Origin of the sequence: Nocardia sp. NPDC019323 (assembly GCF_044389845.1) — a bacterium.
In the GTDB taxonomy this organism is placed as follows: domain Bacteria; phylum Actinomycetota; class Actinomycetes; order Mycobacteriales; family Mycobacteriaceae; genus Nocardia; species Nocardia implantans.
This window is the reverse complement of sequence record NZ_JBIRYN010000006.1, coordinates 372,680-387,375: the sequence shown is the minus strand read 5'-3', so window position 1 is coordinate 387,375 and position 14,696 is coordinate 372,680. Positions and strand designations below refer to the sequence as shown.

The following is a 14,696-nucleotide window of genomic DNA, read 5'->3' as shown; positions in this document are numbered from 1 at the left end:
GGCTGGTGTGGAGGCGAGCAGGGGCGCGACAACGCGCACCGATCCGGCGATCGTCGTGGAAGCCGTGGAGAAATCGTTCGGCGAGGTGAAGGCGCTGCGCGGGATCAGCTTCAGCGCGCCCGCGGGCAGCGTGCTCGGGGTGCTCGGCCCCAACGGCGCGGGCAAGACCACCACCGTGTCGGTACTGTCGACGCTGGTGAAGCCGGACGCGGGCCGGGCGACGGTCGCCGGCTTCGACGTGGTTCGCGAGGCCGAGCAGGTGCGCGCCTCGATCATGCTCACCGGCCAGTACGCCGCGCTCGACGAAATGCTCACCGGCCGCGAGAATCTGGTGCTGTTCGGCAGGCTGATGGGGTTGCGCCGCAAACAGGCGCGGACGCGGGCCGAGGAACTGCTCGCCCAGTTCGAGTTGGAGCACGCCGCCGACCGCCGCGTCGGACAGTACTCGGGCGGTATGCGCCGGCGCATCGACATCGCCTGCGGCCTGGTGCGCCCACCGCAGGTGGTGTTCCTCGACGAGCCGACCACCGGTCTGGACCCGGTGAGCAGACAGAGTCTGTGGGCGCTGGTGCGCTCGCTCAAGGACCAGGGCGTCACGATCCTGCTGACCACGCAATACCTCGAAGAAGCCGACGTGCTCAGCGACAACATCATCGTCGTCGACAAGGGCACGGTGATCGCCGAGGGCACCGCCGACGAACTCAAGGCGCGCACCGGAACCAGCTTCTGCGAGGTGGTTCCCGCCGACGCGGGCCGGGTGCCCGCCGTGGTGGCGGCGCTCACCGGACTCGGTGAACTCACCGTCGCCGAATCGGCCGATCGGGTCTCGCTGCCCGCGCCGGACGGCGCCGTCACGCTCGGCGAGGCGCTGCGCAGGCTCAACGAAGCCGAGATCGAGCTGATCGACATCGCACTGCGCAGGCCGTCGCTGGACGAGGTCTTCATCGAACTGACCAAGCCCACCGAGGTCGTGGCGTGACGACGTCGAACCCCGCGGCGGTACTGCGTGTTCCGCCACTGTCGCAGTGGAGCGCGCTGAGCGAGCGCGGTATTCGCGCCGCGGTGCGGGAGGGCGACCTGATCCTGGCCTTCACCGCGCCGGTGACGTTCTTCGTCTGCGTGTACGTTCCGCTGCGCCGCTCCATGGAAGCGTCCGGACTGGACTACGCGCAATTCCTGCTGCCGCTCATCGCGTTGCAGGCGATGTTCTTCACCGCCATGTTCGCCGGTGACCGCGCCGCCAGGGAAGTGGCCGGCGGCATGGGCGCCAGGTTGCGCTCGCTGCCCGTGCGAGCCTGGGTGCCGCCGGCGGCCCGGATCTCGGCGAACGTCGTGCGCGCGAGCGCGGCCCTGGCGGGCGCGCTGGTCATCGGCGCGCTGTTCGGTTTCCGTTTCCACGGGGTGCCCGGCGCCATCGCCTTCCTGGGCTTGACCCTGGCCTTCGGCGCGGCTCTGGTGCTCGGCGCGGACGCGCTCGGCACCAAGACCGCCAATCCGGAACTCGGCGCGACCGTGCTGTTCGCACCGCAACTGCTGCTGCTGATGATGTCCACGGGTTTCGTTCCCGCCGAGAGTTTTCCCGGCTGGATCCAGCCGTTCGTGCGCAACCAGCCGGTGTCCCAGGTGGCGGGCGCGCTGCGGGAGATGTCGGAAGGACGCTTCGGGGCTGCCTCGGCCATCGCCGCGGTCTGGGTCGCCGGTCTGCTCGTCGCGGCGATCGTGGTGTCGATCCGGGTGGAGAGGAAGCGGCGATGATCGCACTGCTCGACCAGAGCCTGGTGGAGACCGGGCGGCTGCTGCGGCGCTGGAGCAGGCAGCAGGAGGTGGTGACCACCACGCTCGTGCTGCCGATCCTGCTGCTGCTCATGTACAAGCTGGTGCTCGGCAAGGCGCTCACCCCGGCCGGTGGCGGCGCCGAGCCGATCTACGGTTTCGTGCCGATGATCGCGGTGGCCGGGGCGATGTACGGCGCGATGGGCACGGGCCTTTCGCTCTACGGGGAGCGGGAAAGCGGTCTGCTGCGCCGGTTCTGGGTGCTGCCGGTGCACCGCTCGGTCGGACTGATCGGCCGGCTGCTCGCCGAATGCCTGCGCGCGCTCGCTGCCACCGCGATCGTGCTGATCGTCGGCGTGCTGCTCGGGCTGCGGTTCCACAACGGTCTCGCCGGGGTGCTCGGCGCGCTGCTGGTGCCCGCGCTCGTCATCGCGGGTTTCACCCCGATGGTGATCGTGGTCGGCGTGAGCCGCATCGGCGACAAGGTGGTCCAGATCTTCGCCGCCGTCGTGCTCTTGGCGATGTTCTTCAACTCCGGCTTCGTCCCGGTGGAGAACTATCCCGAGTGGTTGCGGCCGATCGTGCGCGGCCAGCCGATGAGCTGCGCGATCGAGGCGATGCGCGGGTTCATCCTCGGCGGGCCGCTGCTCACCCCGCTGGTGCAGGTCATCGCGTGGTCGGTGGGGTTGACGGCGGTCTTCGGACTGCTCGCCGTCCGCGGCTACCGCGATGCCGCCCGGCACTGATCGGCTTGGCCGCGGCGCCGCGGCGAATTACTGTCTGTCGCGATGAATTCCGTACCCGCGCCGCTGCTGCTGTCGATCGGTGTGTTCGCCGCGGTGGTCACGGTCGGTCGCTGGGTGTTGGTGCGCCACACCATGATCGACCGGTTGATCAACCGCATCTGGACGTGGGAACTGTCCGGGTTCCTGGCCGGCGGCATCGGCGCCGGGTTGGGCGCGCCTGTGCTGGGGGAGCGGTTGTTCATGGGTTGCGGTCTGCTGGCGGGCGCGAGCGCCATCGGCTTCGCGATGGTGCTTGCCGGCCGCGAGCCCGAGCGGGCCCGAGGCGACCAGCGGCGATACGACACGGTCGCGGCGATCGCCGCGGTATCGCTGCTGGCGGAACTGCCGGTGCACGATCATCTCGACTGGCTGCACTGGCCCAGCGTCGTATGGACCGCCGGTTCGGGCGCGACGGCGATGGGCGGAATCTTGATCGCCCGCACCTGCGTTGTCGAGATGTTGCGCGCGGATCTGTCGGTGTGGGAACGGATGCTGTACGGCACGCTGTTCGCACTCGCCGTGTACTGGTTCGCGGGCTCGGTCGTCGGCATGGTCCGGACCGCCACGGGCACGCCACCGACCGAACCCGGTGCGCGGTGGGTACTGGTGGTGCTCGCCAGCTTCGTGGTCACCACCGGACTGGTGACCGTGCGGCTGGTCGACGTGATCATGGCGCGCTGCGCGTGGGACCGGGCGAGCAGGCGGTGCCGCCGGTTGCGTCCGTTGTGGCGGGATTTGACCGCAGCGGTGCCGGAAGTCGTGCTGCAACACGGCCCTTCGGACCGTGACTCGGCTTCACGGCTGTATCGCATGTCGGTCGAACTCTGGGACGCGGTGCTGCATCTGAAGGCGTACGTGCCGCCGGACGTCGCGGGCGAGCGCGACCTCGCCGTGCTGATGGCGCACGCCCACCAGGTCAAGATGGCGGGTGGCGGGCCGTCGGGCGCGGCAGACGTGCGCCTGCCGGGACCGGTCGATCGCGGCTCGGAATTGAGCGTGCTGCTCGACCTGGCTCGCAAATGGCCCTCGGTCCGTGCCGCGAGCGGTGCGCCGGCCCTGGACGGCGTGGACCGGCTCCCCGTGCGCCGTGCCCGGCTGCGCGAATCCTGGTAGTGGACGGGGTTCGGCGATGAATTCCACGCCGCCGACCGTGTCGGTCGTGGTCTCCGTCTTCGCGGTACTGGTCACCGCGGGACGGTGGTGGCTGGTGAACGACGCTCCGGCCGATCGGTTGATCAATCGCGCGCTGAGCTGGAATCTGGCCTCGCTGGCCGGATACTCGATCGCCGCGGCCGCGGGTAACGAGCAACTGGGGCAGCAGGTGCTGCTGGGCATCGGAGCCGCTTCCTTGTCCCACGCCTACGGTCTGGCGAAACTGCTGGACGGCGCGAGTCCGGCCGGCGCGGGCGCGCGGCAACGGCGGTACAACGCTGCCGCGGGGGTGTACGCGCTGATCACCGCCGGCTGCACCGTGGCCGACGCGCTCGGCGCCGGCCTCGGCTCGGTGCTGGACTGGGAGGGGCTGTTGTGGTCGGCGGCCGGTGTGTTCATCGGCTTCGTCGGCCTGCTGCTCGCGCGCGCCTGCATCCGGGAACTGCGACTGGTCGCGTCGTCCCTCCGGGAGCGCCTGACCTACTCGGCGTTGCTGCTGCTCGGCCTCTACTGCGCGGTGTCGACGGTCGGCGGTATCACCCAGGTCGCGGCAGGCGCTGTGCCGGGCGACCCTGGACCGGCATGGGCTGCGGCGTCGATCGTGGCGTTCGGTGTGCTCGCCGCCCTGGTATCGATCCCGCTGCTGGAGGCGTTGGCGCTGCGGGCGGGCCTGGATCGCGACGCCCGCGCTTGCAGGCGGCTGCGACCACTGTGGCGAGATCTCACCACGGCGGTTCCGGAAGTGGTGCTGCCCCCGCACGATTCCGGGTCCGCGTCGCGGTTGTACCGGATGAGCGTCGAGATCGAGGATGCGCTGGTGGTGCTGCGGAATTACACACCGGCCCCGGGCCGCTCCCCAGCCGACGACCGCCACGCGGTCCGTGCCGCCTATGCGGCGTGGCTCGAGCGCTGCGGCCCGATCGGCCCGTCCACTCGCGGCGACGACCACGCCGGTCGGTTGCGTTTCCTGCTCGACCTCGCGCGTCGATGGCCACGCCGCCCGGCGTTTGATGGTTACATCGGCTAACTATATAGTTTGCGGTGGTAACTATGTGGTGAGGGGCTGCCGTGACGAATCCATCCGCCGAAGTCGACCCGGGCGACGTCCGAACCATCCGGCGCAGAATGCGCTACGACCGGGACCATCCGGGGTACAAGTGGATCGTTCTGACCAACACCACGCTCGGCGTGCTGCTCACGGCGGTCAATTCCTCGATCGTGCTCATCTCGCTGCCCGCGATCTTCCGCGGCGTCGGGCTCAATCCGCTCGAAGCGGGCAACGTCGGATACCTGCTGTGGATGTTGATGGGCTACCTGCTGGCCACCGCCGTGCTCGTGGTGATGTTCGGCAGGCTCGGTGACATCTTCGGCCGGGTGCGGGTCTACAACCTCGGGTTCACGGTGTTCGCGCTGTCGGCGGTCGCCCTGTCCTTCGATCCGTGGCACGGGGGCGCGGGCGCGATGTGGATCATCGTCTGGCGAGTGATCCAAGGGATCGGCGGCGCGATGCTGACGGCCAACTCCTCGGCGATTCTCACCGACGCGTTCCCGGCGCGCCAGCGCGGCACCGCGCTCGGCATCAACATGGTCGCCGCGGTGGCCGGTTCGTTCTTCGGCCTGCTCATCGGAGGCGTGCTGTCGGAATGGGACTGGCGAGCGGTGTTCTGGGTGAGCGTTCCGATCGGCATCCTCGGCGCGGTCTGGTCCTATCGCTCGCTGCACGAGGTCGGCGTCCGCTCCGCGGGCAAGGTGGACTGGGCGGGCACCGTCACCTTCGGTCTCGGGCTCACCGCGCTGCTCACTGGCATCACCTACGGCATCCAGCCCTACGGCGGGCACGCCACCGGCTGGACCAGCCCGTGGGTGCTGTCCGCCGTGCTCGGCGGGATCGCGCTGCTCGCGGTGTTCTGCCTGGTGGAGACGCGGGTTCCCGATCCCATGTTCCATCTCGGGCTGTTCCGCGATCGCGCCTTCGGACTCGGCAACTTCGCCAATCTGATGGTCTCCATCGGACGCGGCGGCATGCAGTTCATGCTGATCATCTGGTTGCAGGGCATCTGGCTTCCCCTGCACGGCTACGACTTCGAATCCACCCCGCTGTGGGCCGGTATCTACCTGCTGCCCTTGACCATCGGCTTCCTCGCCGCCGGACCGGTTTCCGGCTGGCTGTCCGACCGCTACGGCCCGCGGCCCTTCACCACCAGCGGCGCGTTGCTGGCCGGCGCGACCTTCCTGCTGCTGCTGGTCATCCCCGTCGACTTCGACTACTGGCTGTTCGCGCTGATCACCCTGCTCAACGGCATCGGCAGCGGCTTGTTCTTCTCCCCGAACACCGCCGCCATCATGTCCAGCGTCCCTGCCGCCCAGCGCGGCGCCGCCTCCGGCATGCGCGGCACCCTCTTCAACGGCGGCAACGCCCTGTCGATGGGCATCTTCTTCTCCCTCATGGTCGTCGGCTTGGCGGCGAGCCTGCCATCGGCGCTGGACTCCGGTCTGCGCGCGCAGGGCGTTTCCGCCGCAGCCGCGGCGGAACTGGCCGGAATGCCGCCGGTGGCCAGCATGTTCGCGGCGTTCCTCGGGTACAACCCGATCCAGGAGCTGCTCGGGCCGTCGGGTGAACTGAGCAAGCCGGGAGTCGACGCGCAGACCCTCACCGGACAAGAGTTCTTCCCGCACCTGCTCACCGGGCCGTTCCATGCCGGATTGGTCGTGGTGTTCGTGTCGGCGGCCGTGATGATGTTCCTGGCCGCGGCCGCGTCGTGGTTCCTCGGCGACAAGTACGTCTACGACGAGGCGGCCGAGCTGGCCGAGGCGGACAAGCGGGCGCAGCGGCCGGTCACGGTGCCGGTCCGCTGATCCGCCGATGCCCTGGCTCGCGGTGGCCGGGCGGGCTCCGGAGGATTTACAGTCACCACGATGTACGTCGTACCGGCCTGGTTGGTGATCACGGTCATCGTCTTCGTCGCGCTCATGACCATCGGGCGGTGGTTGTTCGTGAACGAGACCAGCTCCGACCGGCTGATCAACCGGACCTGGAGCTGGACCGTGGCCGCTGTGTCGGTGTACGCGGTCGTGCCCGCGCTTGGGCATCCGTACTTCGCCCGGTGCCTGTATCTGGGGCTGGATCTGATCGCGCTCGCGAGCTTCTACGGGTTGGCCCGGCTGCTCGACGACGCCGATTCCGCCGCCGCACCGGCGCGTCAGCGCCGATACGATGCGACCGCGGTCACGGCCGCCGTTTGCCTGGTCTGCGGCGCACCTGTCGCGTACCGGCTGCTGCGGATCGATTACACCGAGATCGTCTGGACCTTGTCGGCGGTCCCCGCATCGTTCGCGGGGTTGCTGTTCGGCCGGGCCTGTGTTCGGGAACTGCGCGTCGCGGGCTCCGCCGCGCGAGAGAAGATCACCTACGCGCTGTTGCTGATGTTCTCGATCCATTGGTCGGTCTCGTGGTCTTTCATGCTCTGCCGTTCGCTCGCGGGCACGCCGCCGAGCGAACCGGGGACCGTCGCGGCCGTCTCGTCCTTCCTCATGTTGTCGGTGGTGACGCTGCTGACCGCGATCCCGCTGTGCACCGTGCTGCTGGCGCGCGCGGCGTGGGACCGGACCGGCCGTCGCTGTCGCCGGTTGCGCCCGCTGTGGCGCGAATTGACCGCCGCGGTGCCGGAAGTGGTCCTGCTCTGCGATCCCTCCGCACCGCGCGAGCCCGCCTCACAGCTCTACCGGATGACGGTCGAGATCTGGGACGCGCTCCTGCATTTGAAGCAGTACGCCCCCGACGGGCTCGGCTCGCCCGGCGCGACGGAAGACCAGGTGCGCGCTTACGCGCTGCGCGTGGCGTCGGCTGTTCGAGCGAAACGCGACGGCAGCGCGCCGATGCCCGGGTTCCCCGCACGTGCTGTCGGGCAGGAGGAGAAACGCGATCGCGCGAAGGATTTAGCGTTCTTGATCCGATTGGCTCGCGAATGGCCCAAGGCTGTGGCGATCGCCGACCGCTGTGCGGATACGCAACCAATGCGGTATCCCCGGTAGCACGATCGAACACTGTCGGTGACCATCCCGGCGCCCGCGCGCGACGCGCACGCGGGCACCGTGGCGGCGCGATCACCGCGCGGTGACGGGCTCCTGACGGGTCTCGTGGCGCAGGCCGATGGACATGATGGCGGATGGTTCGTCCAGTTCGATGCGGTGCCAGCGGTTGCGGGGGACGACGAAAGCGGTGCCCGCGGTGAGGCGCACCATCGATTCCTCGTCGCCGGGCCGCTCGGGTCGCAGGTAGAGGCGCAGCGCGCCGGTCAAGCAGCACACCGCCTCATCGCCGCTCGGGTGGACTTCCCAATGATCGGCATGCACGTCGGCGTCGGATTCGACATGGAACGTCGCGAGTTGCCAGTCGCCGTCGCCGCTGCTCATCCGCCGTTCACCGGCCGCTACGCGGCCGTCGTGGCCGAAATGGATGGCGCGGCCGAACAAGTCGATCGGGGCCTCGTTCATGATGGGTTTCCTCTCGTTGCGATGGGTGAAACTTTCGGGTTGATCGAGTGCGGCTCGGTGGCGATCCGAGCCGTTCCGGCTCGCAGGCGGTATTTCGCTCTTCATGGGCGCGCTGCGGACATTTCGGCTTCCGGCCGCATCAGGTCCGCTCCGGCCGTGGGACTCACCCGGCTCGTCCTCGGCAGCACAGTCGCGGCAACGACGCTCGCCACGGCGAAAAGTCCCGCCGCACAGCACAACGCGAGCGCGTAACCGCTGTTCAGCGCCGCGGGCGCGGTGCTGTCGCCGGTGCGCGCCGCCGCGACCGTGGCGAGCGCGGCTACCCCGACACACCCGCCGAGCTGCCGCGCGCTGTTGAACACGCCGGAAGCCATTCCCGCTTCCTGCGGCGCGACGCCCATGGTCGCCGCGGCGGCCACCGGAGCCAGGCACAGCCCGAGACCGAAGCCGCCGAGCAGCGAAGGGCCGAGGACATCGGCGACGAAGCTGCCGTCGACGCTGATGAAGGCGAACCAGCCGATCCCGGCCGTGGTCAGCGCCCCGCCGAGAACGAGCGCCGCTTTCGGGGAGCGCCGCCCGCCCACGCGGGTGGCCACCACAGTGCCGACGATGACGCTGAGGGAGAAGGGCACGAAAGCCGCACCCGCCGCGCCCGCGCTCATGGCCAGCACCTGCTGCTGGTACAGCGACAGGAAATAGAACGCGCTGAACTGCCCGGCCGCGGCGAAGAATACGAAGAGATTCGCGCCCGCCACCCAGCGGTTGCCGAACAGCCCGAGCCGCACCAAAGGCGTCGATGTCCGTGCCTCCACCGCGAGAAAAGCCGCGAGCAGCACCACCCCGGACCCGAGGGTCACGGCCGTGGCGGCGGAGAGCCAGCCGTAGTGTTCGGTCCGCACCACGCCCACGACCAGCAAACCGATTCCGCCGGTGGCGAGGACAGCGCCGGGCACGTCGATCCGCGCTCGGCCGCTCACTCGATCGGCCGCCACACCGGCCACCGCCGCGACCGACGCGATCACCACGATCGGAACGTTGATCAGCATCACCCAGCGCCAGTTGGCGTACTCGGTCAGCAATCCGCCCACCAGCACGCCGATCGCGCCGCCCGCCGCGTTCACCGCGCTCCATACGCCGAGCGCTCGCACCCGGGCGGGACCTTCCGGAAACGTCGTGGTCAATGTGGCCAGCGCGGCGGGAGCCACGGCCGCCGCGGCCAGACCCTGGACTGCCCGCGCGGCGACGAGTTGCCAGGGCTCCTGCGCGAACCCGCCCGCCAGGGAGGCGATGCCGAACACGACAAGCCCGGTGGTGAACAACCTGCGCCGCCCGAACAGATCGCACGCCTTTCCGCCCAACAGCAGGAACCCGCCGAAGGTCAGCGCGTAGACGTGCACCACCCAGGCCAGATCGACCGGAGCGAAGCCCAGATCCGCGCGGATGGCAGGCAGCGCGACATTCACCACCGCCAGGTCCAGCGCGACCATGAACTGCGCGACGGCCACCGCCGTCAAGGCGAAGGCCGGCCGCCCATGAGAGTTTTTATACATGTATAGAAAGTAACCGTGCGAGCCGCCCCGTGTCCACATCCGATGCGGCGGATGAGTGAAGATGGACCCATGCCGAGTTCGTCGCAACCACAGCGCACCGGTCGCCCCGCGCGTATCTCCCGCACGGAGATCCTCGCGGCGGCCAACTCGGTGATCGAGGCCGAGGGCGTGGCGAAACTGACCATGCGCCGCCTCGCCGCCGAACTCGGCTGCACGCCGATGGCGCTCTACCACCACGTCCGGGACAAAGAAGACCTACTGCGGCTACTGCTCAACGAGTACGCCGACCAGGTGGTCTGGCCGGACCTGCCGGAGGAACCCCGCGACCGCGTGCGCGTCGCGGCGCGCGCCATGCGCGACGCTCTCGCCGCGCGGCCGTGGATCGTGGACATCCTCGCCGCGGACGATCTTCTGGGCGTCTCGGCGCTGTGGGTCAGCGAATCCATCGTCGACGGATTCGTCGCGGGCGGCCTGCCGCTGGACCGCGCCGCCCAGGCGTACCGCGTCATCTGGCACTACACGGCGGGCGACCTCATCGTGCGCGCCCGATCCGCCCGCCGGGCCGCGGAGGACCGTCCCACCTTCCGCGCACAGGTTTTCGCCGACCTCGACGCCGAGACCTACCCTCGCCTCGCCGCACTCGGCTCCGACTACCTCTCCCTCGCCGCCCGCGACACCTACGACCTCGGCCTCGCCGCGCTCATCGACGGCCTGCTCCGGTCCGCATAGCGATCGAGCCCGCCACGAAGGACGGGCTCGAATGCGCGATCGGAAGGCTCAGAAGGTCACTCGCTGATCGGGCGGCATGTACAACTTGTCGCCTTCCTTCACATCGAAGGTCTTGTAGAACTCGTCGAGGTTGCGCACGACCTGATTGCAGCGGAATTCGTTGGGGGAGTGGGTATCGATGCCGAGGTAGCGGACGGTGAGTTCCTTGGTCTGCTTCTCGCGCCAGCTGCGGGCCCAGGACAGGAACATGGTGCGGTAGTCGGGATTGTCGATGCCCCTGCGCTTCTCGGCGATGCGGAAGGCGGCCAGGGTGATCTGGAGTCCGCGCAGATCGGCGAGGTTCTCGCCGACGGTGAGTTCGCCGTTGACGTGCTGGTTCGGCTCCAGGCCCTCCGGGACGAGCGCGTTGTACTGGTCGACCAGCTGCTTCGCCTTGGCGTCGAACGCGGCGCGGTCCTCCGGCGTCCACCAGTCGCGGCGATTGCCGTCACCGTCGTACTTGGAGCCCTGGTCGTCGAAGCCGTGGCCGATCTCGTGCCCGATGGTGGACCCGACCGCGCCGTAGTTGACGGCGGGCAGGGCGTCCTTGTCGAAGAACGGCGGCTGGAGGTAGGCGGCGGGGAAGACGATCTGATTGGAGGTCGCCAAGTAGTAAGCGTTCACCGTCTGCGGCGACATGCCCCATTCGGTCTTGTCGACCGGCTTGCCGAGTTTGGCGAATGCGCGCTTGGTCTCGAATTCGTTGATGGCGAGCAGTGATTCGATGAGCTTGCCCTTGGTGATCTTCAGCTTCGAGTAGTCGACCCACTTGTCCGGATAGCCGATCTTCGGATCGATCTTGTCCAGCTTCGCCAGCGACGCGGCCCTGGTGGCGGGGGACATCCAGGTCGAATTGGTGAAGTTCTCGCGGTAGGCCGCGATCACGTCGTCGAGCATTTCCTTGGCCCGTTCCTTGGCCTCCGGCGGAAAGTGCTTGGCGACATACAATTTCCCGAGCTGCTCGCCCAGCTTGTCGTCGACGATGCTCACGCCGTACTTCCAGCGTTCCGGGCGCTCGTCCTGCCCGTTGAGGATCTTGCCCTTGAACTCGAAATTCGCGTCGTTGACGGCCCGGGGCAAGTAGGGCGCGAACTCCCGCAGCACACTGAGCTTCAGGTAGTCACGCCACGTGGCGATATCGACTTCCGACCACAACTGTCCCGCCGTCGTGAGGTAGGACGGTTGGCCCACCACCATGGTCGCGAACAGCTCACGGGGACGATCGGTGTTACCGGCCAGCCACGGATCCCAGTCGAACCCGGGGGCGAGGGCGGTCATGTCCGCCCAGCTGTAGACGTTGTAGGTCGCGTCGACGTCGCGGGTGCGGACGTTGTCCCAGTGCCCGGGGGCGATCCGTCTCTCCAGGTCGAATACCCGCTGAGCCATACCCGCCGGATCGGGGAAGCCCGCGGCGGCCGCGATGCGTTCGAGGAACACCCGGTACTGCGTGAGCACCTCCGCGTACTCCGGCTTCCGGTAGTACTGCTCGCCGAGTCCGAGGCCGGATTGGCCGACCCACGGGAGGTAGGCGTTGGAATTCTTCCGGTCGACGGCGATGCTGATGCCGATCAGCCCGCTGATCGGCAGCTCGGCCATCACCTTGGCCAACTCCGGCTTGGTGGCCGCGCCGTCGATCTTGGCCAGCAGCGGCGCCAGCGGCGTCATGCCGAGCCGTTCGATCTCGTCCCAGTCCACCCTGGCGTCGTAGAGATCCCTGATCTGCTGTTCTTCCGAGCCGGGCTTCGGGTCTTTGATGCCGTCGATGATCTCCCGCAACTGCTGCTCGGTGCGTTCGCCCGCCTCGCTGCCCGAGCCGTAGCTGACCTTGTCCGGCGGCAGTTGGTACTCCCGCAGCCACTTCCCGTTGACGTGCCGGTACAGGTCGTCCTGGGGCCGGATCGCCTCGTCCGCTCCGCTGAGATCCACGCCGGTGAGCGTGCGGCTCGCGGGTTCGGCGTCGTCCGAGCACGCGACCAGCGCTGCGGCGGCCGGGACGGCTCCGAGGGCGATCAGGAAGGCACGACGATCCAGCTTCGCTGGCCGACCGGTAGATGTCACGAGAATCCTCTCCCCGACGCGGCGGTGCCGCTGATGTACGAAGGCAGCCTTGCAGGACACGAGGCTACCGGCGCCGCGCCGGACCGGCCGGGATTGGGGAAACGGGTAGCGCCGCGTGGCCCCGATTTGGGAACGACCTGCGGATTCCCCTACACTAGACCGGTTGCCTGCGGGAGCTGTGCCCGCAATCCGGCAGTGAACCCCCAGAGGTTGGTTCCGCGTTTCTGGCTCGAACCGAGAAAACCGCTGGCAGGCGCGCGTCCGGAGGGCAACCGACCATGCCCGTCGGGTCGGCAATCCGGCGTGCACATACGTCCAGGTCAAGGAGGACGCTGAAGTGATTCAGCAGGAGTCGCGACTGCGCGTCGCCGACAACACGGGCGCGAAGGAGATCCTTTGCATCCGCGTTCTCGGCGGTTCGTCGCGTCGCTATGCCGGTATCGGCGACATCATCGTCGCTACCGTCAAGGACGCCATCCCCGGCGGCAACGTGAAGCGGGGTGACGTCGTCAAGGCCGTCGTCGTGCGCACCACCAAGGAGCGCCGCCGTCCGGACGGTTCCTACATCCGTTTCGACGAGAACGCGGCCGTGCTCATCAAGGCGGACAACGACCCGCGCGGCACCCGCATCTTCGGCCCGGTCGGGCGCGAGCTGCGCGACAAGAAGTTCATGAAGATCGTCTCGCTGGCCCCGGAGGTGCTCTGACATGAAGGTGCACAAGGGCGACACCGTGCTCGTCATCTCGGGCAAGGACAAGGGTGCCAAGGGCAAGGTCATCCAGGCCTACCCGAAGGAGAACCGGGTTCTCGTCGAGGGCGTGAACCGGATCAAGAAGCACGTCGCGAACTCCGCCAACCAGCGCGGCGCCTCCTCGGGCGGCATCGTGACCCAGGAAGCCCCCATCCACGTCTCCAACGTGATGGTCGTCGACTCCGACGGCAAGCCGGCCCGCGTCGGCTACCGGACCGACGAGGAGAGCGGCAAGCGGGTCCGGATCTCCCGTAAGAACGGGAAGGACATCTGACATGACCACGACCGAAAAAGTGCAGCCCCGGCTGAAGCAGCGCTACCGCGAAGAGATCAAGGACGCGCTGAACAAGGAATTCGGCTACGCCAATGTGATGCAGATCCCCGGCGTGGTGAAGGTCGTCGTCAACATGGGTGTCGGCGACGCCGCCCGCGACGCGAAGCTGATCAACGGCGCCGTCGAGGACCTGGCCCTGATCACCGGTCAGAAGCCGCAGATCCGCAAGGCGACCAAGTCCATCGCGCAGTTCAAGCTGCGTGAGGGCATGCCGATCGGCGCCAAGGTCACCCTGCGCGGCGACCGGATGTGGGAGTTCCTGGACCGCCTGGTCTCCATCGCGCTGCCCCGTATCCGCGACTTCCGCGGCCTGTCGCCGAAGCAGTTCGACGGCAACGGCAACTACACGTTCGGCCTGAGCGAGCAGTCGATGTTCCACGAGATCGACGTCGACAAGATCGACCGCCCGCGTGGTATGGACATCACCGTGGTGACCACCGCGACCAACAACGAAGAAGGCCGTGCCCTGCTCAAGCACCTCGGCTTCCCGTTCAAGGAGAACTGAGCACATGGCTAAGAAAGCACTGGTCAACAAGGCCAACGCCAAGCCGAAGTTCGCTGTCCGCGCCTACACCCGCTGCCAGCGCTGCGCCCGCCCCCACGCGGTCTACCGCAAGTTCGGCCTCTGCCGCGTGTGCCTGCGCGAAATGGCGCACCGCGGCGAGCTGCCCGGCGTGCACAAGAGCTCCTGGTGAGCTCGCGCTCCTCGTGAGCGCACTTGAATAGCAAGACGCCGAGGGCACGGACTCATACTGAGTCCGTGCCCTCGCCTTTCATGGAGGCGCTTACACCGCGGCAACACTGATCGGACGCGGTTTCCCGCCGCTGACGCCGCCGTCGAGTGTTCGACCGAAGGTGGAATCCTGCGCCGGCTCACCGTCGGCCGCCGCGACCGTGCCTTCGAATCGCCCGAAACGATCATCGCCATGCAACGGCGTCTTGCCAGTCCTTCGTTCCCCTGACTGTCGAGGATCTGATGTGTGGCCGACCTCGGCTGTGATTTGTCCGGGATATCCAGTTCGATGACACGT

General features: G+C 68.3%; 15 protein-coding genes. 12 read left to right on the top strand and 3 right to left on the bottom strand.

Going from position 1 to position 14,696, the window contains the following annotated elements; genetic code table 11:
- The first annotated feature begins 7 nt into the window (after window positions 1-7).
- From ACH49X_RS23805 to ACH49X_RS23775, 7 genes are all read left to right on the top strand, one after another.
- Complete coding sequence (locus ACH49X_RS23805; RefSeq protein WP_195080364.1) at window positions 8-979, top strand: ATP-binding cassette domain-containing protein; 972 nt, start codon at window positions 8-10, stop codon at window positions 977-979.
- Window positions 976-1,755: an ABC transporter permease gene (locus tag ACH49X_RS23800; protein ID WP_357106691.1), complete on the top strand. Its 780-nt coding sequence runs from the start codon at window positions 976-978 to the stop codon at window positions 1,753-1,755. The genes ACH49X_RS23805 and ACH49X_RS23800 overlap by 4 nt, the downstream gene beginning before the upstream one ends.
- Window positions 1,752-2,519, top strand: coding sequence for an ABC transporter permease (locus ACH49X_RS23795; protein WP_357207698.1), 768 nt, complete (start codon window positions 1,752-1,754; stop codon window positions 2,517-2,519). The genes ACH49X_RS23800 and ACH49X_RS23795 overlap by 4 nt, the downstream gene beginning before the upstream one ends.
- A 42-nt stretch (window positions 2,520-2,561) precedes the next feature.
- Window positions 2,562-3,671: an MAB_1171c family putative transporter gene (locus tag ACH49X_RS23790; protein ID WP_357106687.1), complete on the top strand. Its 1,110-nt coding sequence runs from the start codon at window positions 2,562-2,564 to the stop codon at window positions 3,669-3,671.
- Between the two features lie 16 nt (window positions 3,672-3,687).
- Window positions 3,688-4,737: a DUF6545 domain-containing protein gene (locus ACH49X_RS23785; RefSeq protein ID WP_357207695.1), complete on the top strand. Its 1,050-nt coding sequence runs from the start codon at window positions 3,688-3,690 to the stop codon at window positions 4,735-4,737.
- Between the two features lie 98 nt (window positions 4,738-4,835).
- A complete protein-coding gene (locus ACH49X_RS23780; RefSeq protein WP_357207749.1) occupies window positions 4,836-6,566 on the top strand; it encodes an MFS transporter in 1,731 nt (576 codons plus the stop codon).
- 60 nt (window positions 6,567-6,626) lie between these two features.
- Window positions 6,627-7,742 carry an MAB_1171c family putative transporter gene (locus tag ACH49X_RS23775; RefSeq protein ID WP_357207692.1) on the top strand — a complete coding sequence of 372 codons (1,116 nt, stop codon included), beginning with the start codon at window positions 6,627-6,629 and terminating at the stop codon, window positions 7,740-7,742.
- Window positions 7,743-7,814: 72 nt separating this feature from the next.
- Here the strand turns inward: ACH49X_RS23775 and ACH49X_RS23770 are convergent, their stop codons facing one another.
- Window positions 7,815-8,204 carry a cupin gene (locus tag ACH49X_RS23770; protein WP_357106681.1) on the bottom strand — a complete coding sequence of 130 codons (390 nt, stop codon included), beginning with the start codon at window positions 8,202-8,204 and terminating at the stop codon, window positions 7,815-7,817.
- Between the two features lie 101 nt (window positions 8,205-8,305).
- The gene (locus ACH49X_RS23765; protein ID WP_357207689.1) at window positions 8,306-9,754 is read right to left on the bottom strand and encodes an MFS transporter; all 1,449 of its coding nucleotides are present in this window, start codon (window positions 9,752-9,754) and stop codon (window positions 8,306-8,308) included.
- A 51-nt stretch (window positions 9,755-9,805) separates the two neighbouring features.
- On the opposite strand from ACH49X_RS23765, the gene ACH49X_RS23760 reads away from it, so the two are divergent.
- Window positions 9,806-10,483: a TetR/AcrR family transcriptional regulator gene (locus tag ACH49X_RS23760; protein WP_323124521.1), complete on the top strand. Its 678-nt coding sequence runs from the start codon at window positions 9,806-9,808 to the stop codon at window positions 10,481-10,483.
- Between the two features lie 48 nt (window positions 10,484-10,531).
- On the opposite strand, the gene ACH49X_RS23755 is transcribed toward ACH49X_RS23760, so the two are convergent.
- Window positions 10,532-12,580 (bottom strand): M13 family metallopeptidase, encoded by a 2,049-nt coding sequence (locus ACH49X_RS23755; protein WP_323124520.1) that lies wholly within the window; start codon window positions 12,578-12,580, stop codon window positions 10,532-10,534.
- A gap of 337 nt (window positions 12,581-12,917) precedes the next feature.
- On the opposite strand from ACH49X_RS23755, the gene rplN reads away from it, so the two are divergent.
- Genes rplN through ACH49X_RS23735 form a run of 4 tightly spaced genes read left to right on the top strand, consistent with a single transcriptional unit; the run spans window position 12,918 to window position 14,360 of the window.
- Window positions 12,918-13,286 (top strand): 50S ribosomal protein L14, encoded by a 369-nt coding sequence (gene rplN, locus ACH49X_RS23750; RefSeq protein ID WP_067807954.1) that lies wholly within the window; start codon window positions 12,918-12,920, stop codon window positions 13,284-13,286.
- Between the two features lies 1 nt (window position 13,287).
- Window positions 13,288-13,605: a 50S ribosomal protein L24 gene (gene rplX, locus ACH49X_RS23745; RefSeq protein WP_039795507.1), complete on the top strand. Its 318-nt coding sequence runs from the start codon at window positions 13,288-13,290 to the stop codon at window positions 13,603-13,605.
- A gap of 1 nt (window position 13,606) precedes the next feature.
- Window positions 13,607-14,170, top strand: a complete 564-nt coding sequence (gene rplE, locus ACH49X_RS23740) for a 50S ribosomal protein L5 (RefSeq protein WP_067807951.1) — start codon at window positions 13,607-13,609, stop codon at window positions 14,168-14,170.
- A 4-nt stretch (window positions 14,171-14,174) separates the two neighbouring features.
- Window positions 14,175-14,360, top strand: a complete 186-nt coding sequence (locus ACH49X_RS23735) for a type Z 30S ribosomal protein S14 (RefSeq protein WP_067807946.1) — start codon at window positions 14,175-14,177, stop codon at window positions 14,358-14,360.
- Window positions 14,361-14,696 lie beyond the last annotated feature (336 nt).

Coding starts and splice junctions, on each gene's coding strand:
- ACH49X_RS23795 (WP_357207698.1), top strand. CDS start 1,752: ATGATCGCACTGCTCGACCAGAGCCTGGTGGAGACCGGGCGGCTGCTG.
- ACH49X_RS23790 (WP_357106687.1), top strand. CDS start 2,562: ATGAATTCCGTACCCGCGCCGCTGCTGCTGTCGATCGGTGTGTTCGCC.
- ACH49X_RS23785 (WP_357207695.1), top strand. CDS start 3,688: ATGAATTCCACGCCGCCGACCGTGTCGGTCGTGGTCTCCGTCTTCGCG.
- ACH49X_RS23780 (WP_357207749.1), top strand. CDS start 4,836: ATGCGCTACGACCGGGACCATCCGGGGTACAAGTGGATCGTTCTGACC.
- ACH49X_RS23775 (WP_357207692.1), top strand. CDS start 6,627: ATGTACGTCGTACCGGCCTGGTTGGTGATCACGGTCATCGTCTTCGTC.
- ACH49X_RS23770 (WP_357106681.1), bottom strand. CDS start 8,204: ATGAACGAGGCCCCGATCGACTTGTTCGGCCGCGCCATCCATTTCGGC.
- ACH49X_RS23765 (WP_357207689.1), bottom strand. CDS start 9,754: ATGTATAAAAACTCTCATGGGCGGCCGGCCTTCGCCTTGACGGCGGTG.
- ACH49X_RS23760 (WP_323124521.1), top strand. CDS start 9,806: ATGAGTGAAGATGGACCCATGCCGAGTTCGTCGCAACCACAGCGCACC.
- rplX (WP_039795507.1), top strand. CDS start 13,288: ATGAAGGTGCACAAGGGCGACACCGTGCTCGTCATCTCGGGCAAGGAC.
- rplE (WP_067807951.1), top strand. CDS start 13,607: ATGACCACGACCGAAAAAGTGCAGCCCCGGCTGAAGCAGCGCTACCGC.
- ACH49X_RS23735 (WP_067807946.1), top strand. CDS start 14,175: ATGGCTAAGAAAGCACTGGTCAACAAGGCCAACGCCAAGCCGAAGTTC.